At 67.4% G+C, this 20,672-nt stretch carries 21 protein-coding genes and 1 pseudogene; 16 read left to right on the top strand and 6 right to left on the bottom strand.

Features of this window, described 5'->3' with window-relative positions; genetic code table 11:
* Positions 1-73: 73 nt before the first annotated feature.
* A pseudogene (locus LOC60_RS00370) lies at positions 74-409 on the top strand (DUF2550 domain-containing protein); the annotation flags it as partial.
* Positions 410-494: 85 nt separating this feature from the next.
* Positions 495-1,760: a UDP-N-acetylglucosamine 1-carboxyvinyltransferase gene (murA, locus tag LOC60_RS00365; RefSeq protein ID WP_230020685.1), complete on the top strand. Its 1,266-nt coding sequence runs from the start codon at positions 495-497 to the stop codon at positions 1,758-1,760.
* Between the two features lie 68 nt (positions 1,761-1,828).
* Here the strand turns inward: murA and LOC60_RS00360 are convergent, their stop codons facing one another.
* From LOC60_RS00360 to nucS, 3 genes are all read right to left on the bottom strand, one after another.
* Entirely contained in the window at positions 1,829-2,032 is a 204-nt protein-coding gene (locus LOC60_RS00360; protein WP_146361532.1) for a cold-shock protein, read from the bottom strand.
* 232 nt (positions 2,033-2,264) lie between these two features.
* On the bottom strand, positions 2,265-3,482 hold the full coding sequence (locus tag LOC60_RS00355; RefSeq protein ID WP_230020683.1) for an N-acetylglucosamine-6-phosphate deacetylase: 1,218 nt from the start codon (positions 3,480-3,482) through the stop codon (positions 2,265-2,267).
* A 48-nt stretch (positions 3,483-3,530) separates the two neighbouring features.
* Positions 3,531-4,226 carry an endonuclease NucS gene (nucS, locus tag LOC60_RS00350; RefSeq protein WP_230020682.1) on the bottom strand — a complete coding sequence of 232 codons (696 nt, stop codon included), beginning with the start codon at positions 4,224-4,226 and terminating at the stop codon, positions 3,531-3,533.
* A gap of 40 nt (positions 4,227-4,266) precedes the next feature.
* Between nucS and LOC60_RS00345 the strand changes: the two genes are divergently transcribed.
* Positions 4,267-4,611, top strand: a complete 345-nt coding sequence (locus tag LOC60_RS00345) for a hypothetical protein (protein WP_230020681.1) — start codon at positions 4,267-4,269, stop codon at positions 4,609-4,611.
* A 13-nt stretch (positions 4,612-4,624) separates the two neighbouring features.
* On the opposite strand, the gene LOC60_RS00340 is transcribed toward LOC60_RS00345, so the two are convergent.
* The gene (locus LOC60_RS00340) at positions 4,625-5,974 is read right to left on the bottom strand and encodes an AI-2E family transporter (RefSeq protein ID WP_230020679.1); all 1,350 of its coding nucleotides are present in this window, start codon (positions 5,972-5,974) and stop codon (positions 4,625-4,627) included.
* A gap of 292 nt (positions 5,975-6,266) precedes the next feature.
* On the opposite strand from LOC60_RS00340, the gene LOC60_RS00335 reads away from it, so the two are divergent.
* The 5 genes from LOC60_RS00335 (at position 6,267) to LOC60_RS00315 (ending at position 12,434) form a co-directional block, all read left to right on the top strand.
* Positions 6,267-7,952 (top strand): hypothetical protein, encoded by a 1,686-nt coding sequence (locus tag LOC60_RS00335; protein WP_230020678.1) that lies wholly within the window; start codon positions 6,267-6,269, stop codon positions 7,950-7,952.
* Between the two features lie 53 nt (positions 7,953-8,005).
* A complete protein-coding gene (locus LOC60_RS00330; RefSeq protein ID WP_230020676.1) occupies positions 8,006-8,971 on the top strand; it encodes a co-chaperone YbbN in 966 nt (321 codons plus the stop codon).
* A gap of 18 nt (positions 8,972-8,989) precedes the next feature.
* On the top strand, positions 8,990-10,111 hold the full coding sequence (locus tag LOC60_RS00325) for an NADH:flavin oxidoreductase/NADH oxidase (protein WP_230020675.1): 1,122 nt from the start codon (positions 8,990-8,992) through the stop codon (positions 10,109-10,111).
* A 39-nt stretch (positions 10,112-10,150) separates the two neighbouring features.
* Entirely contained in the window at positions 10,151-10,459 is a 309-nt protein-coding gene (locus tag LOC60_RS00320; RefSeq protein ID WP_227918249.1) for a DUF3039 domain-containing protein, read from the top strand.
* Positions 10,460-10,637: 178 nt separating this feature from the next.
* Positions 10,638-12,434, top strand: coding sequence for a DEAD/DEAH box helicase (locus LOC60_RS00315; protein ID WP_230020673.1), 1,797 nt, complete (start codon positions 10,638-10,640; stop codon positions 12,432-12,434).
* Between the two features lie 73 nt (positions 12,435-12,507).
* Here LOC60_RS00315 and LOC60_RS00310 read toward each other — a convergent pair whose 3' ends face one another.
* Together LOC60_RS00310 and LOC60_RS00305 are read right to left on the bottom strand one after the other, a co-directional pair.
* On the bottom strand, positions 12,508-13,125 hold the full coding sequence (locus LOC60_RS00310; protein ID WP_230020672.1) for an isochorismatase family protein: 618 nt from the start codon (positions 13,123-13,125) through the stop codon (positions 12,508-12,510).
* Between the two features lie 3 nt (positions 13,126-13,128).
* Positions 13,129-14,448 (bottom strand): nicotinate phosphoribosyltransferase, encoded by a 1,320-nt coding sequence (locus LOC60_RS00305; RefSeq protein WP_331460754.1) that lies wholly within the window; start codon positions 14,446-14,448, stop codon positions 13,129-13,131.
* Between the two features lie 87 nt (positions 14,449-14,535).
* On the opposite strand from LOC60_RS00305, the gene clpS reads away from it, so the two are divergent.
* From clpS to LOC60_RS00265, 8 genes are all read left to right on the top strand, one after another.
* Positions 14,536-14,844, top strand: coding sequence for an ATP-dependent Clp protease adapter ClpS (gene clpS, locus LOC60_RS00300; protein ID WP_230020670.1), 309 nt, complete (start codon positions 14,536-14,538; stop codon positions 14,842-14,844).
* Positions 14,845-14,909: 65 nt separating this feature from the next.
* On the top strand, positions 14,910-15,467 hold the full coding sequence (locus tag LOC60_RS00295) for a DUF2017 domain-containing protein (RefSeq protein WP_230020669.1): 558 nt from the start codon (positions 14,910-14,912) through the stop codon (positions 15,465-15,467).
* A 94-nt stretch (positions 15,468-15,561) separates the two neighbouring features.
* Positions 15,562-16,560 carry a glutamate racemase gene (murI, locus tag LOC60_RS00290; RefSeq protein WP_230020668.1) on the top strand — a complete coding sequence of 333 codons (999 nt, stop codon included), beginning with the start codon at positions 15,562-15,564 and terminating at the stop codon, positions 16,558-16,560.
* Positions 16,557-17,402: an MBL fold metallo-hydrolase gene (locus tag LOC60_RS00285; RefSeq protein WP_230020667.1), complete on the top strand. Its 846-nt coding sequence runs from the start codon at positions 16,557-16,559 to the stop codon at positions 17,400-17,402. The genes murI and LOC60_RS00285 overlap by 4 nt, the downstream gene beginning before the upstream one ends.
* A 60-nt stretch (positions 17,403-17,462) precedes the next feature.
* Positions 17,463-18,224, top strand: coding sequence for a ribonuclease PH (gene rph / locus LOC60_RS00280; RefSeq protein ID WP_269440122.1), 762 nt, complete (start codon positions 17,463-17,465; stop codon positions 18,222-18,224).
* Positions 18,224-18,868 (top strand): RdgB/HAM1 family non-canonical purine NTP pyrophosphatase, encoded by a 645-nt coding sequence (rdgB, locus tag LOC60_RS00275; RefSeq protein WP_230020666.1) that lies wholly within the window; start codon positions 18,224-18,226, stop codon positions 18,866-18,868. The genes rph and rdgB overlap by 1 nt, the downstream gene beginning before the upstream one ends.
* 95 nt (positions 18,869-18,963) lie before the next feature.
* Positions 18,964-19,662, top strand: coding sequence for a DedA family protein (locus LOC60_RS00270; protein WP_230020663.1), 699 nt, complete (start codon positions 18,964-18,966; stop codon positions 19,660-19,662).
* Entirely contained in the window at positions 19,655-20,671 is a 1,017-nt protein-coding gene (locus LOC60_RS00265; RefSeq protein ID WP_230020662.1) for an exonuclease domain-containing protein, read from the top strand. The genes LOC60_RS00270 and LOC60_RS00265 overlap by 8 nt, the downstream gene beginning before the upstream one ends.
* Position 20,672 lies beyond the last annotated feature (1 nt).

Genomic DNA, 20,672 nt, shown 5'->3' with positions numbered 1-20,672 from the left:
TTTTGGGGGGGGGCCCTTGTGGGGGGGGTCCGTCGTGTGTGTCGGGTCGTGGGGGGGCCCCCCCCCCCCGGGGCGCCCCACCCTGGGGACCTTCGATGCCTCCATCTGCTTCCCCCCTGCGGGGTGGCGGATGGGGGTTTGCCGTTATACGGACACTCATCTGGAATGGCTGCGGCTGGTCTCGCTGAGTCCCCGCCCGCCCTACCGGTTCCTGCGCAGTTCGCTGGAAATGGCGGGCTGGCGGGAGCCCACCGAGGCGGAGCGTGCCCGTATCCAGCCGGGCGCCGTCGTCGTTAGCCTCAACTACCAGGGGAGCGAAGTCCTGGTGGCCATGAACTACGAGGCCTACAACGGTCTCTCCTCATGGGTGGAAGCCGGCCCCGTAATCGGCATCGGTACCTGGCGCTAGCCGCCTGCTTGGAAGGCACAGGGAATTCTCCCTGTGCCTTTTTTGCTGCCCGCAGGTGCCTGTCCCGTCGGCCTACTATGGAGTAATGGAAGACGTCATTGTTGTTACCGGCCCGTCGACCCTTCGCGGAGCCGTCACTGTACCGGGTGCCAAGAACAGCGTCCTGAAGCTCATGGCGGCAACGCTGCTTGCCCAGGGGCGCTCAGTCATTACGAACGTGCCCAATATCCAGGACGTGTGGATCATGGCGGAGCTGCTGCGCCGGCTGGGCTGCACGGTGGATTACGACGTCGACGCCGCGTCCGTTGCCGTGGACGTGCCGCAGGAGCTGGGCCACCAGGCGGACTATGACCTGGTCCGGGCAATGCGTGCCTCCATCTCCGTGCTGGGGCCGCTGGTGGCCCGCTGCCGGCGCGCCGAGGTGGCACTGCCCGGCGGGGACGCCATCGGCTCCCGCGGACTGGACATGCACCGTGCCGGGCTGGAACTCATGGGTGCCGAGATCGGCATCGACCACGGCTACCTGGTGGCATCGGTCCCGGAAGGCCTGCACGGAGCGGACCACATCCTGGATTTCCCCTCAGTGGGTGCCACCGAAAACCTGATGATGGCGGCGACCCTGGCCCGCGGGCGGACCGTCATCGATAACGCCGCCCGGGAACCAGAAATCACCGACATTGCCCGGATGCTCAACAGCATGGGTGCGGCTATCAGCGGCGTGGGCACCAACACGCTGGTCATCGACGGTGTTGCGGAACTGCATCCGGTGGAGCACCGGGTAGTGCCGGACCGGATTGTCGCAGGCACCTGGGCCTTTGCCGCAGCGGTTACCGGCGGCGAAATCGAGGTGCGGTCAGCGGACGCATCGGCCCTGGCCGTGGTGCTGGACAAGTTGGTCCAGGCCGGCTGCGAAGTGAGCACGGGGGAGGACGGGTTCACGGTCAAGGGACCGGCACGTCCCGAACCCATCAATGTCTCCACGCTGCCGTACCCGGGCTTCCCGACCGACCTGCAGCCCTTCGTGGTGGCGCTCAACGCCGTGTCCACCGGCTCGGGCATGGTTACCGAGAATGTCTTCGAAGCGCGCTGGGGCTTCACCTCGGAACTGGCACGGCTCGGGGCAGTGGTGCGGCTCGACGGACACCACGCGCTGATCCAGGGCGTGGAGCTGCTCTCCGGTGCCCCTGTGGTGGCCAACGACATCCGTGCCGGGGCGGCCCTGGTTATTGCCGGCCTGGCTGCGGACGGAACCACCGAAGTCCGCGGCGTGGACCACATCGACCGCGGCTACGAACGTTTCATGGAGAACCTTCGGGGGCTTGGCGCCAACGTCGTCCGCCGTCGGGGCTAGCAACGCAGAAAACCCCCGGCATAAGCCGGGGGTTTTCCGTTTCTTACGAAAAGATAAAGTGCGGAACCTTAGAGTGCGGTAACGCCGGTGGCCTGGGGGCCCTTGGCGCCCTGGCCGATTTCGAAGGAAACGCGCTGGTTTTCGTCGAGCGTCTTGAATCCGTTGGTCTGGATTTCGGAATAGTGAACGAAGACGTCGCCGTCCGAATCATCGGGGGTGATGAAGCCGAAGCCCTTTTCGGCGTTAAACCATTTGACGGTACCCTGAGCCATTTTTTCTCCTCATAATGTGGAACTACCCGCACAGTCAGCGCCGGTTATGTTACTGAAGCAAGAAAGCCCAAGTTCTTGCCATTCAGCAGTTCCTTGAGGAGCTTCTCACTCGCAACGGTCTTGCGAGCATGAAAAAACACCTACACAAAGACTTGGTAATAGAGTCGCATAACCCATATGCCTGGTCAATGGCCTAAACGAAATACTTACGACTTTTTTCCGGGCGTTTTCTTCAGCGCGGCAGCCACGTTCCGCAGCGCAGGACCGCGTGGAGTTCCAGCTCCGGCGATACCACGAGGGCATCGGCCCGCAGGCCGCGGCGCAGCGCCCCCACTTCGTCGGCGAGCCGCAGCACATCCGCCGGCACCGCGGTGGCCGCGCCCACTGCGTCCGCCAGCGGCACCCCGGAAGTAACGGCGGTGCGTACGCACTGCAGCAGTGTGGAGGTGCTGCCGGCCAGTGTGCCGTCGGAAAGGCGGGCGGCCCCGTTCCGAACCGTTACGTCTGCGGACCCGAGGCGGTGGCTGCCGTCGCCCAGCCCGGTGGCCGCCATGGAATCGCTCACCAGGGCCACGTTCGGGGCGCCGACGAGCTCAAACACGGTGCGCACCACCGCAGGGTCCACATGCACCCCGTCGGCGATCAGTTCGACCACTGCGCCCCCGCTGCGGGCAGCCCGCAGGCTCGCCGCGACCGCGCCGGGGGAGCGGTGGTGCAGGGGATCCATGCCGTTGAAGAGGTGGGTCACGGTGGGGCGGGGGACATAGCCGCCGAAACCGGCCTCCTCCATTTCCTCACGGGCGGTTTCCAGCGCCTCGGCGGCAACCGCGTCCGTAGCACGGGTGTGCCCCAGCGAGGGCGTCACGCCGTGCAGGATCAGGCGGTCCAGCAGCTCGTCCGCGCCGGGCAGCTCAGGGGCAAAGGTCATGGTCACCAGTTCGCTGTCCGCCGCCTCGATGAGCTCGTCCACGAACGCGGGGTCCGGGGGCAGGAGATAGGCGGGGTCCTGTGCACCGCAGCGCTCCGGCGAGAGGAAGGGACCCTCGGCGTGGATTCCGGCCACGAGTCCAGCACGTGCCAGGGCGCCGAGCCTGGCGGCGGCAGCGAGGAGGTCCGGGCGGGACGCGGAGACCGTGCTTGCGAGCAGCGTGGTGGTTCCCGCTGAATGCAGGAAGTCCGCGGCCCGCCGCACGCCGTCGACGCCTGAGGTGGTGAAGTCGCTGCCCACTGCGCCGTGGCAGTGCAGGTCCACCAGGCCGGGAAGGATCAGCGAACCGTCGGGTACGGGCGCGGGCTCCGGCCAGCCGACGTCGTCGAAACCGCCCGCGGGACCCGCGTAGGTGATCCGGTCCCCGACGAACGCCAGTACGCCGTCGGGCAGCAGTTCATCCGGGGCAAGCAGGCTGCCCCGCAGGTAACCGCGGTCCCGGCTGCGCGCAGTTGGGTTCATGCACCGATTCTAGGCATGTTGTCGGGCAGCCGGGAGCGGGACGGGGAGTCAGAACAGGCGGGAATCCCTGTCGTCCACTCCGCGCATGGCGTCGTAGTCGAGGGTGAGGCAGGTGATCCCGCGGTCTTCGGCCAGCACCCGGGCCTGGGGCTTGATCTGCTGGGCGGCGAAGATGCCCCGGACCGGAGCCAGCAGCGGATCCCGGTTGAGCAGTTCCAGGTAGCGGGTCAGCTGCTCCACGCCGTCGATGTCTCCGCGGCGCTTCAGCTCCACTGCCACCGTTGCGCCGGTGGCGTCGCGGGCGAGGATGTCCACGGGACCGATGGCCGTCATGTATTCGCGGCGGATCAGCGTATGGCCCTCGCCGAGCCGGTTGATCTGTTCAGCCAGCAGGCGCTGCAGGTCCGCTTCCACGCCGTCCTTGATCAGCCCGGGATCGGTCCCGAGGTCATGGGAGACGTCCGAGAACCGTTCGTGGATGCTGATGATCAGGCGGTCATCCGTCTTGGCGCTCTGGACGTTCCAGACTTCGGTGACGCCGGCCTCGGCGTCAATCTCGTCCGGTTCCACGCTGCGCAGGGTGGCCGGAGGGCTCATCCAGTTCAACGGTTTGTAGGATCCGCCGTCGGAATGGATCAGGACGGAACCGTCGGCCTTCACCATAAGGAGCCTTACGGCCAGGGGCAGGTGGGCACGGAGGCGGCCGACGTAGTCAACGGAGCAGCGGGCTATTACTAAACGCACAGTTGCACTTTACCGGCTGAACTGCGGCAAAATGACTTCTATGCCCCGTTCGAACCATCCCCGCCGCGCGCCCGCCTCCGGCAGTGCTGCCGGCCGGAACGCCCGCCGCAAGTGGGCTTCCGCCCCGCCGGAGGTGGATTTGGAACGCACCCGCGCCGGCATTCCGATGCGCGAAAGCGGTCCCGACGGCGAATGGTCGGTGCGGCAGATCACGGCAGGCAAGGCCGCAAAGGACTACCGGTGCCCCGGCTGCGGCGGGATCATCCCGCCCGGAACCGCGCATCTGGTGGTCTGGCAGGAAGACTCCCTGCTGGGCCGGCAGACCGCCGTCGAGAGTCGGCGGCACTGGCACAACCATTGCTGGCGGATCCGCCGCCGGTACTGACTTCCCGCCGGTGTCAGTGCCCGTCCTGCCGGGCGATGAAGACCTCCTTGAGCAGCAGCAGGGTGGCCGCCGCCGTGGGAATGGCGATCAGTGCGCCGAGTACCCCGAGCAGGCTGCCGCCGGCAATCACGGCAATGACGGCGACGGCGCCGGGCACCGCTACCGCCCGCTGCATAACGCGCGGGGAGACGAAGTAGGCCTCGAACTGCAGGTACGCCATGTAGAGGATGGCGAAGACCACGGCGGTCTGCCAGCCCTCGGTCAGGGCCACCAGCGAAACCAGCACCAGGGCGATGGGCGGACCCACCAAGGGAATAAACGCCAGCAGTGCCACGACGAAAGCCAGCAGCACCGAGAACGGAACGCCGGTGATGGTCATCACGATGAAGGCATAGGTGGCGTCGAGCAGGGCGACGAAGCCCTGGCCGATCACGTAGTTGCCGACGCTGCCGGTGATTTCCTCCGACAGGGCCTCCACCCGGCGGCGCCGGCTGCGCGGGGCCAGCCGGTACGCCCATTTCTTCATTGACGGCAGGGAAGCCAGGAAATAGAGCGTCAGGACCAGGATGATCAGGGCGCCGAACAGGCCGTTGGCAATCACGGTGCCGACGCTGAGCACCCCGCCGAAGATGCCGCCCACGGCCGAACTGTTGGAAAAGAAGCTGCCGACTTCCTGCTCGATGCGGTCACGGACCTGGAACTGCTTGTCGATGTTGACGAAGAAGTCCGAGGCCAGGAAGTTGTTGATATAGCCGGGGGCGTTGGCGATGATCTCCGTCGTCTGGCTCACGATGGTGGGGATCAGGGTGGCAAAGAACGCGGTAACGACGCCGGCCAGCACCAGCACGGTGATGGCGATGCCGGCGGGGCGGGGAATCCGCCGCGCAGCCAGCCAGCGGACCACCGGATCCAGCCCCAGTGCAATGAACAGTGCTGCGCCGATCCAGACCAGCAGTTCGCCGACGTTCGTGATGACAAAGAACAGCAGCAGGGCCAGGCCGACGCCGACCGTGAGCATAAACCCAAAGTAAATGGGGTGGGCCCGCATGCTTCCGGACTCCGGATCGGGCCCGTGGCCGGCGCCGCTGACGCTTAGCCGCTCATCGGGAAGCCGCACGTCGCTGTCGACGGTGATTTCCTTACCGGCAGTATCCTCAGGCGGGAATTCGAACCGCGGACGGGGCCGGGCGCCGGGGACTCCGTGGCGCAGGCTGTAACGGACGCGGTCCGCGGCCGTGGAGAGGAATCCGGGCTGCTGGGTGCGGCCTGCATTTTTGTCGGCTGCATTGTTGTTGCCGCCCGGGGTTTTGTCCGCAGGGCCGGGGAGCGGCGCGTGGACGGGCACGTCCTCGTTTTCGCTCATTTCGCGCGTTTCTCCTCTGCCGGTTTGGGCTGCTGATACGAACCGAAACCTTACCAGCCGGCGCGCCGCCGGAACCGTTTTTCCGGGACCGGCATATGACTACGGCTGCGCCGCGGCAGGAGCCGAATGGGTGCTCCGAAGGGTTTTCGTTACCATTGGGTAATCAAGTGCCAGGACATCAATGTGACCGATGCGATTCAGCCGCGGCATTCCGGAGCCTGCGTTCCTGCCTTCCGGCCGGGGAATTCGCCGCCGTGCCATGTCATTTGCCCAGACTGAAGATAGGTAAGTTGTGCGAAACAAATTTGCAGTTCCGCTGATCGTTCTCGGGGTGCTCCTGATGCTGATAGGCATTGGCCAGCGCACCATCTGGGCGCCGCCGGAGACACAGTCGGCTTCCATGGAAGCCGATGGACACGACGGTGCCGTAGTCACCGTCCTGGAACCGGAACTGCTCGCTGAATATCCGGATGGCGTGGACATCACCGTCCGCTCGGATGCTCCCTTCACACTGGCAGTCGGCCGGGCCAATGACGTCCAGGCATGGGTCGGTGACGCCGCCGCAACCCGGCTGACCCCCGGGGACGACGCGCTGGCCACGGATACCGCCAAGACCGGAATCACGGCTCCGGATCCCGCGGGCTCCGACCTCTGGGTAGTCGAAGAGTCCGGCGAGGGTGAACTGTCCTATCAGTGGGAGGCGCCGGGCGAGGGCGACTGGCGGGTCCTGCTCGCTACGGACGGCACCGCTCCGGCACCTGCCGACGTGACCCTGACCTGGGAAAACGATGCCACCCGTCCCTTTGCCGTCCCGCTGATCGTTGCCGGCGCCCTGCTCGCGGTCCTGGGCCTGGCCCTTGCCTTCCTGCGCAGCGGTTCGGACGGGCCGCGCCGCAGCGGGCGCCGCAGCGCCGGCATTGAGACCGGAACCATTGACAAACAGCCCAGTGTCTCGGGAACGACATCGGCCTTCACCGCAACCGCGTCCAGCCGCCGCCGCCCGGCCTTCCTGGCTGCTGCCGCCGCTGCCGTGCTGGTAGCGGGCTCCGCACCCGCGTCGGCGCTGGCTGATGAATCACCCGCCGGCAGCCGGCCGGTGATCATGGATTCCCAGCTGAACCGCATTCTGGAATCCGTGGCCGATACGGTCGAGGCAGGCGACGCCGCCAAGGACGCAGCGATGCTGCGGCCGCGGGTCGGCGGTGCCGCCTACGCCATGCGTTCCGCGAACTACGCCGTGGCTGCCAAGTCCGCCGACCACGAAGCCCCGGTTCCGGTGGCAGCGAAGACGCTGCGGACGGAGTCGGTTGGTACCGCGGCCGGCTGGCCGCGCACCGTCGTCGCTGTGACCCAGGGCGAGGGCAACCCGGTGCCGCAGGCTCTGTTGCTGGTCCAGGACTCCGCCCGGGACAACTACAAGCTCGTTTCGGCTGTCCAGATGCTGCCTGCCAGCACCTTCCCGCAGCCCCCGGCGGCAGACGCCGGCTCCGACCAGATCCCGGCGGATTCGGACAACGGCCTGATGATGGCGCCGCAGGACGCCGTTGAGGCGCTGGCCGACTCCCTGACCAACCCGGACGGCGGGAACAAGGGCACCTTCGCGGCCAACCGGTTCAGTGAAGACGTGGTCAAGTTCCAGAAGCAGGTACAGACCGACCCGAAGAATGAGTTCGCCTCCAACACGTTCAAGCACTCCGCCGATGCCAAGGAAACGTATGCCCTGCGGACCGACGACGGCGGAGCCATCGTGTTCGGTTACCTGTCCAACACGTTCTCGAGCACGCCTAAGGAAGCCGGCGACTCGGTAAACCTCGAAGGCACCGTTTACCAGGCGCTGACCGGCCAGCCCGACACCGACAAGGGCATAGACGTCACCCACGGCGAAGCCGTGATGCTCTACGTACCGGCTTCCGGCGGCAGCGGACAGGTCCTGGTAGTAGGCGCGGCACAGGAACTGCTGTCCGCAAAGCTCAAGTAGGCGCAAAGCGTAAGGCTTGCCGGTGGACGGGCGGGGCGTAATAAGGTGAAGAAATGAGCACACCGAATCATCGCCCGTCACCGGCAGCCCCGTCCTCCATGAACCTGCGGGGGGCTGTAGACCTCTCCGCCCTCAAGGCCCGTTCTTCGGCCCCGGCAGCTTCGGCCGGCCCGGCAGGTGCTGCACCCGGCGCCGCTCCGGCACCGTCACCCTTCGTGGTCCAGGTCTCGGAACAGACCTTCCCGCAGGTCGTCCAGCTCTCCGCCGAAGTGCCGGTGGTCATTGACCTGTATTCCGATGCGAGCCCCGACTCGCAGCAGGTCTCGGCCATCCTGGCAGCCATTGCCGTGGAGCAGAACGGCCGGATGCTGCTGGCCCGGGTGGACGCGGAGGCTTATCCGCAGATTGCCCAGGCGTTCTCCGCCGTTGCCGTTCCCACCGTGGCAGCGGTGATCAAGGGCCAGCCGGTGCCGCTCCTGGACCGCCTCCTGCCGGAGGAACAGATTCGTGCCCTGGTGGGCGAACTGATGCAGGTGGCGGCAGCCAACGGTGTCAACGGGTCCCTGGAAGGGGGCACGGAGCAGGCCCCGGCGGAGGACGCTCCGCTGCCTCCGCTGCACCAGGAAGCCTTCGACGCCATTAACGCCGAGGACTACGACGCCGCGGCCGCTGCGTACCGGCGCGCCCTGGCCGAGCAGCCCGCCGACGCGGAAGCGAAGGCCGGGCTGGCACAGGTGGAACTCATGGCACGTCTCCGCGACGCCGACGCGGACTCCGTCCGCCGGGCCGGCGCCGAAGAACCTGACAACGTGCAGGCCCAGCTCGCCGTCGCGGACCTGGACATTGCCGGCGGGCACGTCGAGGATGCCTTCCGCCGGATCACATCCCTGATCGGCAGGGTGCACGGCGAGGACCGCGAAACCGCCCGGCTCCGGCTGCTGGATCTCTTCGAAATTGTGGGCGTTTCCGACCCCCGGGTTACCAAGGCCCGCTCTGCCCTCGCCCGGGCACTTTTCTAGGCCGGCAGGGGCACTTCCATGGACGCACCATCCCTCTTTGACCCCATCACCCTGCGCGGATTGGAACTGGCCCACCGCGGCTGGGTCGCCGCCATGTGCCAGTACTCCGCAGACCCGGTAGATCCCGCGGATCCGGCGAACGCGCCCGGAGTGCCGAATGACTGGCACCTGATGCACCTGGGTTCCTTCGCCGCCGGCGGGGCGGCCCTGATCATCACCGAAGCCTCGGCGGTCTGCCCGGAAGGCCGGATCAGCCCGCAGGACGCCGGCATCTGGAACGACGAACAGGCAGGCGCCTGGCAGCGCATCACCGGTTTTGTGCACCGCCACGGTGCAGTGGACGCCCGGATCGGCATCCAGCTGGCCCACGCCGGACGCAAGGCCTCCACCTACTCTCCGTTCGCGGCCGGCTCCGGCAGCGTTCCGCTGGACGACGGCGGCTGGCAGACCGTTGGACCCACGGCAGAGCCGTTCGGCACCTACGCCGCTCCGGCAGAGCTGGATGAAGCGGGCATCCGGCAGGTGGTCCGCGACTTCGCTGACGCGGCCGTCCGCTCGGTGGACGCCGGCTTCGACACCATTGAGATCCACGGCGCGCACGGCTACCTGCTGCACCAGTTCCTCAGCCCGCTCGTCAACACGCGCACCGACGCGTGGGGCGGAAGCGCAGCAGGAAGGAACCGGCTGACCCTCGAGGTCATTGACGCGGTACGGGCAGTAATCCCCGATTCCATGCCGCTCCTGCTGCGCATCTCCGCCACGGACTGGATGCCCGGGGGAGTGGACGCCGAGTCCTCGGTAGTCCTGGCACGTGCTGCCCGGGAGCACGGCGTGGACCTGGTTGACGTCTCCACGGGCGGAGCCGTCCCCGGCGCCTCGATCCCGGTGGCACCGAACTACCAGGTGGAATATGCCGCTGCGGTCCGCCGCGGCGCATCGGTGCCCACCGCCGCCGTCGGACTCATTGACTCCGGCGTGCAGGCGGAGGAGATCCTGAAAGCCGGGTCCGCAGACGCCGTCCTCGTAGCCCGCGCCGCGCTGCGGGACCCGCACTGGTGGATGCGCGCCGCGGCGGAGCTGGATGCCAAGCTGCCCTGGGTTCCCCAGTACGAGCGGGCCGCACGCCGCGGGAAATTCTAGCCTGCGGAAGGGAGGCGGGCGGGCGCTAAGATGGTACGCATGAGCCTGCCTCCCGATCCTTTTGAAAACGATCCCCGCCGCCTGGACGACAACGGTACGTCCACGGCCACCATCGAGCGCGAAGAACTGCGCGAAGAGCTGGAACCCGGCGACAGTGAGCGCTTTGCCCACTATGTACGCAAGGAAAAGATCATGGAATCGGCCCTTTCGGGCGAGCCGGTCATTGCTCTGTGCGGCAAGGTCTGGACGCCCGGCCGGGATCCCCAGAAGTTCCCCGTGTGCCCCACCTGCAAGGAAATCTACGAGGGCCTGCGCCCCGAAGGCGACAACCCCAAGGGCAAGAAGTAGCAGGTCCCTCCGGCCGTTTATGATCGCCCGTTTCCCAGCCTTCCGTGGTGAAGGCAGTTAGTCCTGATGCCTGCATGACCTCTGTTAGCACGCCTGCGCCTCAGCGCAGTAGCTCGCCGCTGCCCCCGTCCGGTGCCTGCACGGCAACAACCATTCGAGGAAAGGCTGCGTTTCCAGCGTGAGTTCCGAAACCCTGTTCGGCGCCGGTGCGTCACTGCCGCCCGCCTACCCCGAGCGCGCCGCCTGGGGTACTGCCCCGAAGCTGCGCCAGTGGCAGGCGGAGGCCCTGGAGAAGTACTTCGAGTCCAATGCCAGCGATTTCCTGGCCGTCGCGACCCCCGGCGCCGGTAAGACCACCTTCGCCCTGCGTGTTGCCAACGAACTGGTGGAGCGCGGAATCGTCAACCGCATCACGGTCGTCGCCCCGACGGACCACCTGAAACGGCAGTGGGCCGATGCCGCCGCGAAGGTGGGCCTGGCGATCGACCCGAACTTCAAGAATGCCGACGGCCGGCACGGGCACGGGTTCATCGGCGTGGCCGTCACCTACGCCCAGGTGGCCTCCAAGCCCATGCTGCACCGCGCCAAGACCGAGGCGGCCCGCACCCTGGTGATCCTGGATGAAATCCATCACGGCGGCGACGCACTGTCCTGGGGTGACGGTATCCGCGAAGCCTTCGAACCGGCGGTGAAGCGGCTTTCCCTGACCGGTACGCCGTTCCGCTCCGATACTGCTGCGATCCCGTTCGTGGAGTATGTCGAAGACGGGGACGGGATCCGCCGCTCCAAGGCGGACTACACCTACGGCTACGGGCAGGCACTCAAGGACCACGTGGTCCGCCCGGTGATGTTTATGGCCTATTCGGGCCAGATGCGCTGGCGGACCAGTGCCGGCGACGAGATGGCGGCGTCGCTGGGCGAGGCAGCGGTGACCAAGGACATTACGGCGCAGGCCTGGCGGACGGCCCTGAATCCCACCGGAGAGTGGATTCCCGCCGTGCTGGCCGCCGCGGACCGCCGCCTCACCGAGGTACGCCGGTCCGTGCCCGACGCCGGCGGGCTGGTGATCGCCACTGACCACGACGACGCCCGCGCCTACGCCGGCTGGCTGAAGAAAATCATGGGCGAATCGCCCACAGTGATCCTGTCCGATGACGCCAAGGCCTCCGAAAAGATCGAGGAGTTCTCCGCCGGAACCCAGCGGTGGATGGTTGCGGTGCGGATGGTGTCCGAAGGCGTTGACGTGCCCCGCCTCGCCGTCGGCGTGTATGCCACCTCCACCGCCACCCCGCTGTTCTTTGCGCAGGCCGTGGGACGTTTCGTGCGTGCCCGCAAGCGCGGCGAAACGGCGTCGGTGTTCCTGCCCTCCGTGCCGAACCTGATGGCGCTGGCCAACCAGATGGAAGTTGAACGCGACCACGCGCTGGACCGCCCGGACAACCACCTGGAGGAAGAAGGCTTCGGCCTCGAGGACAGCCTCATGGAAGCGGCGAACCGCGAGGAAAAGGCCTCCGGCGAGCTGACCAAGCAGAAGTTCGAGGCCCTGGAATCCCAGGCGTCCTTTGACCGGGTGCTGTTCGACGGCGGCGAGTTCGGTACCGGCGGCGCGCTGGGCAGCGAGGAGGAGCAGGATTTCCTCGGCATCCCCGGGCTCCTGGACGCGGACCAGATGAGCACCCTGCTGCGCCAGCGCCAGCATGAGCAGCTTTCCCGCAGGGGCCGCCGCTCGGGAGCGGCCGCGGAGGCAGCACCGGCGGAAGCCCCCGAGGTGGTGGACCACCGCCGGCTGACCGAGCTGCGCGCGGAGCTGGCGAAGAACGTGTCCGCCTGGTCGGCCCGCTCCGGCATGCCGCACGGGGTGGTGCACAGCGAACTGCGCCGGATCTGCGGCGGACCGCCCGTGGCCCAGGCCAACGAAGAGCAGCTGAACAAGCGGCTGAAGAAGCTCCAGGACTGGTTCATCGGCCGGAAGTAACGGCAGGCAGGAAGTAACCGCAAGCAAAGGGCCGGCCCGCAGAAGCGGGCCGGCCCTTTGCGTTGCGCGGCTGTTACAGGTCGATGATTTCCACGCCGGCGTCTTCGATCTCCGCCCAGGCCGCGAGCGTCGTCTCGCGCTTGATGCCGCGGGAGAGTTCGGGAATCACCGCGGTGTTGTAACCGGCGGCAACCGCGTCCAGTGCGGTGGCCCGGACGCAGTAATCGGCGGCCAGGCCCACCACCACTACCTCGTCGACGTCGTTGTCCCGCAGCCAGTCGTCCAGGCTCAGCGTCTCGGTGTCCGCGTCGGGTTCCGCCTCCGGATCACCGAGGGGAACCTCGACGTCGGGCGCCAGGACTCCCTCGAAACCGGAGTAAGCGGCCTCGTACTGGCCTTTGCGGAAGAAGGCGTCCACCAGTTCGGTGTCCAGATCCGGATGCAGCTGCGCGCCGGGGGTCCCTGCCACGCAGTGCCGGGGCCAGGAGTCCACGTAGTCGGGGGTCTCGGAGAAATGGGCACCGGGATCGATATGCCAGTCCTGGGTGGCGGCCACGAGATCGTACCGGCCGGCGGAGGTTTCCACGTAGTCGGTGATTTCCCCCGCGAGGTCCGCCCCGCCGGCCACAGCCAGCGAGCCGCCTTCGCAGAAGTCATTCTGGACGTCGACAATTATCAGGGCGCGGGCCATTGCTTACTCCTCGTATTCGGTGGGGATGACCGGTTCGCCGCGCTGCAGGCGGTTCACCGAGGCGGGCAGTTCGGCAAGCGACGCCGCGTGCCGCTGTGCCGCACGCGTCACCGCCTCGGGACCGGTCCAGCCGGGCAGGACTTCGCCGTCCGCCACGAACTGGTGCAGCAGCGTGCGGTCGTTGCCGTCGTCGGCCGGCGCGTGGCCGATGCCGATCACTTCGGCAGTTGCCGTGCCGTGTTCGTCCAGCCGGCGCAGCGCGTACTTCCGCCCGCCGAGCGACACCTTGTTCTTCGCTGCCTTGGCCACGGAGACGAACTCGTGGTCTTCCCCCTCGCGGCTGACCAGCTTGTAGACCATGCCGGCGGTGGGCGCCCCGGAGCCGGTGACGAGGGACGTGCCCACGCCGTAGGTATCCACGGGGGCGGAGGCCAGCGCCGCGATGGCGAACTCGTCCAGGTCGGAGGTCACCATGATGCGGGTATTGGTGTTGCCCAGTTCGTCCAGCAGGTCGCGGACCCAGCGGGCCTGCGCCACGAGGTCGCCGGAATCGAGCCGGACCCCGCCCAGGGACGGCCCCGCAACTTCCACGGCCGTGCGGACCCCCGTCTCGACGTCGTACGTGTCCACCAGCAGCGAGGTGCCCAGTCCCAGGGCCGCCGTCTGCGCGGTGAAGGCTTCCTTCTCGGAATCGTGCAGCAGGGTGAAGGAATGCGCGGCGGTGCCGACAGTCTTCAGTCCGTAGCGGCGGCCGGCCTCGAGGTTCGAGGTGCTGTTGAACCCGGCAATCACGGCGGCGCGGGCCGCGGCGACGGCGGCTTCTTCGTGCGTGCGGCGGGAGCCCATCTCGATGCAGGGGCGCCCGTCGGCGGCGGACGTCATGCGGGAGGCCGCGGAGGCAATGGCACTGTCGTGGTTGAGCATGGACAGGATCATGGTTTCGAGGATGCAGGCCTCGGCGAAGGTGGATTCGACAATCAGCAGGGGGGACTGCGGGAAGTAGGCCTCGCCCTCGGCGTAGCCGTAAATGTTGCCGGAGAAGCGGAAATCGGCGAGCCATGCCAGGGTGCCTTCATCCACCACGTTGGTGCGGGCCAGGAAATCCAGCTGCGGCTGTTCGAAGCGGAAATTCTCCAGGGCCTCCAGGATGCGTCCGGTCCCGGCAGTGACGCCGTAGCGCCGGCCGTCGGGCAGGCGGCGGGCAAAGACCTCGAACACGGACCGGCGGGAGGCCGTCCCTGCGTGGAGGGCGGCCTGGAGCATGGTCAGCTCGTAGTGGTCCGTATAGAGGGCTGAATTCGGCGCGTAGGCGGGACTGTTCACAGGCAAAACTCTAACCCCCGTTCGCCCATTGAGTAGACGGCGGCACTGCGGAGGTTCGGAAATGGATTCCTCACTACAATTGGACCCATGGCTACCAGCACTGCGACCGGAACGGACACCCTGACACGTGAGGAGACGGATACCCTCACGGCGGCGGACGTCCCCTGGGTAGTGATTGTCTGGAATGACCCGGTGAACCTGATGAGCTACGTCAGTTACGTCTTCCAGAGCTACTTCGGCTACTCGGAGTCCAAGTCCCACCGACTGATGCTGGAGGTCCACCAGGCCGGCAAATCAGTGGTGGCAACGGGATCCCGGGAATCTGCCGAACGGGACACCCTCGCGATGCATTCCTACGGGCTGTGGGCCACCTTCCAGAAGGCGGACGCGGCCTAGGGCCGCCTCAACAGCCTGACCCAGTACACAGCCTGACCCAGTACACAGAACAGAAACGGATATTCGTGGCCACCGGCTTCAAGCTCACCCGCAAGGGCATCACCGCCAACCTGGAACCGGGGGAGCGGGACCTGCTGCGCAAACTCTTCTCCGACGTGCAGGAGCTCCTGGAACCTGACACTGCCGCGGACACCGATCCCCTTGCCGCCATGGTCGGCATCGACCCGTCAGCAGCCGTTCCCGATGATTCGGCGCTGCTGCGCCTTCTGCCCAACGGCACCACGGACAACGACGACGACGCCCTGGAGTTCCGGCGGTTTACGGAACGTTCGCTTCGGGAATCAAAACAGAGTGCCCTCCGTGCCGCCGCGCTGCAGCTGGAAGCGGCACCCCTGCGGCTGGACACGGAGCAGGCGCAGCTTTTCGCCCGGGCGCTCAATGATGTCCGGCTGGTGCTGGGCGACCGCCTGGGGATCGAGGATGACGAAACCGCCGAGCGGCTGCATGACATCACCGATCCCTCCAAGGCCGAGGACGTCGACGGATACCTTGCGCTGGTGTACAACTTCGTCACATGGCTGCAGGAGACACTGATGCAGGCACTGCTGGACTCCCTGAACTGACGGGGATCAGCCCCTTTCGGGGGACGGCTTTGTGAGCAAGGGCACGGGACCGTGAATGTCCCCGCGCGCAGGGGAGGACTATTGTCGTTACATTATGAGTTCGCACCCGGCCAGCACCTCACCGCATCCACTGGGCACATCACAGCCTGAAGCAGTCCGGGTCAAGGACCCGGACGCCCCGATCGGCATCTTCGACTCCGGCGTCGGCGGGCTGACGGTCGCCCGCGCCGTCCTGGACCAGCTGCCCCATGAAGCCATCATGTACGTGGGGGACACCGCCAACGGACCCTACGGACCCCTGCCGATAGCCGAGGTCCGGGCCAAGGCCCTGGGCGTGATGGACGAGCTGGTGGATTCCGGCGTCAAGCTCCTGGTGATTGCGTGCAACTCAGCCTCCGCCGCCGTCCTGCGTGACGCCCGCGAACGCTACACCCGCCGCTACGGCATTCCGGTCATCGAAGTCATCCAGCCGGCCGTCCGCCGTGCCGTGGCCGCAACCCGCACCGGACGGATCGGCGTCATCGGCACGGCCGCCACGGTGGGATCGCGGGCCTATGACGACACCTTCGCCGCGGCCCCGCACCTGGAGGTGTCCTCGGTGGCCTGCCCGGCGTTCGTGGAGTTTGTTGAAGCCGGGATCACGTCCGGCCCCGACGTGCTGGCGACCGCGGAGGAGTACCTGGCTCCGCTGAAGGCCCGTGACGTGGACACCCTGGTTCTGGGCTGCACCCACTATCCGCTCCTTACCGGCGTGATTTCCTATGTCATGGGCGACGTCACGCTTGTTTCCAGTGCCGAGGAGACCGCCAAGGATGTCTACCGGGCCCTCATCTCCCACGGAATTGAACGGCGCCTGCAGACTCCGCCGCAGCACACTTTTGTTGCGACCGGAGACTCGGCTTCCTTCGAACTGCTTGCCCGGCGCTTCCTGGGCCCCGAGGTCCTCAGCGTCCAGCAGGTGGAGCACGTCGCAGCACGTTACCCCACCGGCAGCATGGCCCGGGTCACCCCGCAGATGATTGCCGCCGCCCGGGCAGATGCCCCTGAACGCATGGAGGCGCACAGCGGCGCCTCCCGGAACGGCACGGAATGAAACTGACCATTGTGGGCTGCAGCGGATCCTTCCCCGGCCCGGCCTCGCCGGCGTCGTGCTACCTCGTGACCGCCAACGACGGCGTCCGCGACTGGAGGATCCTGCTCGACCTGGGCAACGGTTCACTCGGTGCCCTGCAGCGCTACATGGACCTGCGCGACATTGACGCCGTGCTGCTGACGCACCTGCACCCGGACCACTGCATGGACCTGTGCGGTCTGCATGTGGCCGTGCACTGGGACCCGTCCGGCTGGAACCGGGACCGGATCAAGGTCTGGGGCCCGGCGGCTACGGCGGACCGGATGGCCACCGCGTACGGACTGGAGCTGGACCCGGGCATGCACGAGGACTTCGAGTTCTCGAACTGGACCGCGGGCGAGCCGGTGCAGATCGGGCCGTTCACCGTGACCCCCTATCCGGTCCGCCACCCGGCTGAAGAGGCCTACGCCCTGCGGGTCGAAGCCCGCACCGTGAATGCCGATGGGGAGCCCGTGCTCCGGACGCTGGCCTATTCCGGAGATACCGACTCCTGTCCCGGCCTGGAGGACGCTGCCCGGAACACCGATGTTTTCCTCTGTGAAGCGGCCTTCCAGGAGGGCCGCGATGACGCGATCGAAGGCGTGCACCTGACCGGCCGCCGCGCCGGAGAAGCTTCGACCGCGGCAAACGCCCGGCGGCTGCTCCTCACGCACCTGCCGGTCTGGAACGATGCCAGCGTCAGCGTCTCGGAGGCACGCGAGACCTACAGCGGGGACCTCGCCGTTGCCGTCGCGGGAGTCTCCTACGACGTCGGCAGTCCCTTCACGGCGCCGCTGGCAGTGCAGAAGGCCCGCAGCCTCTAGGCCCCGGGCACCGCCCAGGCCCCAAACGGGCACTCCGCGGTCCGGCGATAGACTGAACCCATGACTACCGTCCCCACCCCTGCCCCGTCCGCCGAATCCCTGCGTGCCGACGGGCGTACCCCGGACCAGCTGCGCAGCATCACCATTACCCGCGGCTGGTCCAAGCAGGCCGAAGGTTCGGCCCTGATCGAGTTCGGCAACACCCGGGTGCTGTGCACCGCGTCCCTGACCCCCGGCGTACCCCGCTGGCTCAAGGGCGAGGGCAAGGGCTGGGTCACCGCCGAATACGCCATGCTCCCGCGGGCCACCAATACCCGCAACGACCGTGAATCGGTCAAGGGCAAGCTGGGCGGACGCACGCACGAGATCTCCCGCCTGATCGGCCGCTCGCTGCGGTCCATCATCGACACCAAGGCCCTGGGCGAAAACACCATTGTGCTGGACTGCGACGTCCTGCAGGCCGACGGCGGAACCCGCACCGCGGCGATCACGGGCGCCTATGTGGCCCTTGCGGATGCCGTGGCCTGGGCCAAGGAGAACAAGCTCATTGCCCGAAACGCCAATCCGCTGCTGGACACCGTGGCAGCCATCAGCGTGGGCATCATCGACGGGGTTCCGATGCTGGACCTGCCGTACGTCGAAGACGTCCGGGCCGAAACCGACATGAACGTAGTGGTCACCGGGTCCGGAAAATTTGTTGAGGTGCAGGGCACCGCCGAGGGCGCACCGTTCGACCGCGACGAACTGGACGCCCTGCTCGACCTGGCCCTGCAGGGAACCGCCGAGCTGGCCGCGATCCAGCGGCAGACCCTGGGCGCGTAATGCAGCAGCCGCAGGCCCGCCTGGTCCTGGCCACCCGCAACCCGGGCAAGCTGCGCGAGCTGCGGGAACTGCTGCGCGGCCAGGTGCCCGGGCTCGACGTCGACACGCAGGTGATCGATGCCGCGGCGGCAGGGGTTCCCGACGTCGCCGAAACCGGCGTCACCTTTGAAGAGAACGCACTGCTGAAGGCCCATGCGGTGGCCGCTGCCACCGGCCTGCCCGCCGTGGCGGACGATTCGGGGCTGGCCGTGGACGTCCTTGGGGGAGCGCCGGGTATTTTCTCCGCGCGCTGGTCCGGACGGCACGGCGACGACGCCGCGAACCTTGAACTGCTCCTGGCCCAGCTGGCGGATATTTCCGCCGAGCACCGGGGAGCCGCATTCGTCTGCGCCGCTGCCCTGGCGCTGCCCGACGGCGGCGAAACCGTTGAGCGCGGTGAGCTGCGGGGAACCCTGCTGGAATCGGCCCGGGGCGCGGGCGGCTTCGGCTACGACCCGATCCTGCAGCCGGCCGGGCTGGACCGCAGCTGCGCGGAGCTGACCGGTGCGGAAAAGAACGCCATCAGCCACCGCGGCCAGGCCTTCCGCGCCCTGCTGCCGGCGCTGGTTGCCGCCCTCGGGGAGGGGACTCCGCGCGTTTCCTGACGTGCGGCCGGGCTGTGTGATGTGTCCCAAACACGCCGGGCAAGGCGGCTCCGATTCTTCCCCGCCGGGGGGCCTAGGGCAGAATTGAGCGCGAGATGACTATTACACAAGCCGTTACCCCAGCCGCCTCCGTCGTCGCCGAAGGCTCGAGCGACCCCTCAGCCCTCGGGGGTGTGGCGGACTGGGCGGTCGGCATGATGGAAACCATCGGTGCCCCCGGTGCAGGGCTGGCCATCGCCCTGGAAAACCTTTTCCCTCCGCTGCCGAGCGAAATCATTCTTCCGCTGGCCGGATTCACCGCCAGCCAGGGCAACTTCTCCATCATCGCCGCACTGTTCTGGACGACGCTGGGTTCCGTCATCGGTGCCCTGGCGCTCTACGGGCTGGGCGCCTGGCTGGGCCGGAACCGGATGCGCAGGATCGTGGCGAAGGTTCCGCTGGTGGACCTGGAAGATGTGGACAAGGTGGAAGCCTGGTTCGAGCGGCACGGCAACAAGGCCGTGTTCTTTGGCCGGATGATTCCGTTGTTCCGCAGCCTCATTTCGATCCCGGCGGGTATCGAGCGGATGCACCTGTTGACCTTCACGGCACTGACGACAGCCGGCAGCCTGATCTGGAACACGATCTTCATCGTGGCCGGCTACTATCTGGGCGAAAGCTGGCACATCGTCGAACAGTACGCCGGGATTTTCCAGAAGATCGTCATCGTCGCGGTCATCATCGCAGCCGTGTGGTTCGTGGCGGCCAAGGTGCGTAGTTCCCGGCGGAAGCGTGTGGCCCGCGAGAATGCCTGAAACAGGGCTCAGCTTCACCGCAATAGATTTTGAAACAGCCAACGGCTTCCGGGGTTCGCCTTGTTCCGTCGGGCTTGTCAGGGTCCGCGGGGGCCAGGTTGTCGAGGAAGCCTCCTGGCTGATGCGGCCCCCGGAGGGACACGACTATTTCGATCCGCGCAATGTGCGGATCCACGGGATCGAACCCGAAATGGTGGCGGGAGCTCCGCGGTTCGGCGAGCTGTTTCCGGAGATCGGCGCCTTTATCGGTGATGACCTGCTGGTGGCGCACAATGCCGCCTTCGACCTGGGCGTCATCCGCTCCGCACTGGAGGTCTCCGAGCTGGCCGGGCCTGCCTATGACTACACCTGCACAGTGGTCCATTCGCGCCGCACCTACCAGCTGCCCTCACATTCGCTGCCCTTCGCTGCCGAAGCCGCCGGGGTTCCCCTGCTGAACCACCACGATGCCACCGAGGACGCCCGCGCCTGCGCCGGGATCATGGTCGATATCGCCCGGCGCAGCGGTGCGCAGTCCATGCCGGAGTTTTTCCTGCGGGACGGTCGGCCGGCTTCCCACCTGCCGGCCTATGTGCCGGGGCAGCACCCGCTCTCCAAGGCGACGCGGGACGCATTGGCCCGTGGCACCGGGACCCCGGCCGCGGCAGGTGCCGTGTGGCAGGGCTGGCCGTCCGAGGGGGAGAATCCGCAGCCGAATCCGCTGGCGGACCCGGCGCATCCGCTGTTCGGGCAGACGATTGTGTTCACCGGTGACCTGGGTATGGCGCGGCAGACCGCCAAGAACCGTGCCGCCGAGGTCGGTGCCCGCACGGCCAGCAACGTCACGCGTGCCACCAGCGTGCTGGTGGTCGGTGACGGTTTTGAACCGGGAGACCTGCGCAGCGGGCGCCTGACCGGCAAGGCCCGGCGGGTCCTGGACCTGCACGAGCGGGGGCAGCGCATTGAGGTGCTGTCCGAAGCCGAATTCCTGCAGACCCTCGGCGGGATCTGGCCGCGGGCCTCGCAGTAGC

The organism is Arthrobacter sp. zg-Y769 (genome assembly GCF_020907405.1).
GTDB lineage: Bacteria > Actinomycetota > Actinomycetes > Actinomycetales > Micrococcaceae > Arthrobacter_B.
Note: the sequence above shows the minus strand (reverse complement) of the source record. Positions and strands in the feature narration are given on the sequence as shown.